Raw genomic sequence first — 946 nt, 5'->3', positions numbered from 1 at the left:
TGGCTCGGCATGTCTTCTCAGCACAACGCTTTGTGACCTCTTGCTCGATGCACACCCCATTTTGCTTAAGGCTGCAATGTTGAGTTTGAGTCGTACAGTCTTTCGGGAGGTTTGCGCAGGTATTAGGGCGGTCACAATGATGGTCTATCCGATATTTCCAACAATTGAGCGTGGTGGGAATGCCATTAATGGTGCGGGTGGCTCGACCTTCAATACATTGCTGGCGAGTGACCTTGCACGAGTTCATCAGGCGGCATTGTGTTCGCCAGGTCATGGTGTTTTTGATGCAGTTCCCTCCGGATAAGGAGAATCCGTTTGAGCAGCTCAAGGTGGCTTTTTTCGTTTGTGTGGTGGGTCGACAAATCTCGTAGCGTTTATGCCAGTATGCGCTCCATTGCCAGTTTAAGTTGATGGTATATTTTAAATCGCCAAGCGTGTAGCCTTGGTTGGGAGAGACTATCTTTCCATCCCAAAAATACGTGGTTTCTGATCCCGAAAAACCTCTTCTAGTCCCTGATTGCCTCACGTAATTGTCATTATTGTATCGGCATTGTGGGAGGGGGCGTTGGCAATCCCTCCCTTGTTGTGTCCAGCCGGATGGACAGCGGTAGCTCACCTCACCGGTGCTCACGGAGGCAACGGGGACTTTTGTACAAGGCACATTGTTATTCGTTGGACGATGACACTGTTTAGGAATGTGTTCGATAAGGCACTGGGAGCCGCTATCACAATCCACATAGGCATTTGAGAGACCGTGAGTGATTTCATACGCATTCTCTTGGCCGAGTAAGGCAAAGCGCATCGCTGGGTCGCTTTTAACATCGGGGCGCCCTTTATTAAAGTGGGTGTTGATGTCTTGAGCCAATCCATTGGTCACAAACTCTGTCCCTTTTTGTGCATTGATATCACTGTCTGACAGTCTTGACTCTTTTGGACTGCGGATCTC

General features: G+C 49.2%; 1 protein-coding gene. It reads right to left on the bottom strand.

Annotated features, from left to right (window positions below; translation table 11 throughout):
* Window positions 1–247: conjugal transfer protein TraN (gene traN, locus AB4503_RS25480; RefSeq protein WP_372115919.1), on the bottom strand; the 247-nt coding region annotated here is incomplete at its 3' end.
* Window positions 248–946 lie beyond the last annotated feature (699 nt).

Source organism: Vibrio sp. 10N.222.55.B11 (assembly GCF_041473705.1).
Lineage (GTDB): Bacteria > Pseudomonadota > Gammaproteobacteria > Enterobacterales > Vibrionaceae > Vibrio > Vibrio crassostreae_C.
The sequence above is the reverse complement of the archived record's forward strand: the minus strand, read 5'-3'. Positions and strand labels throughout refer to the sequence as shown.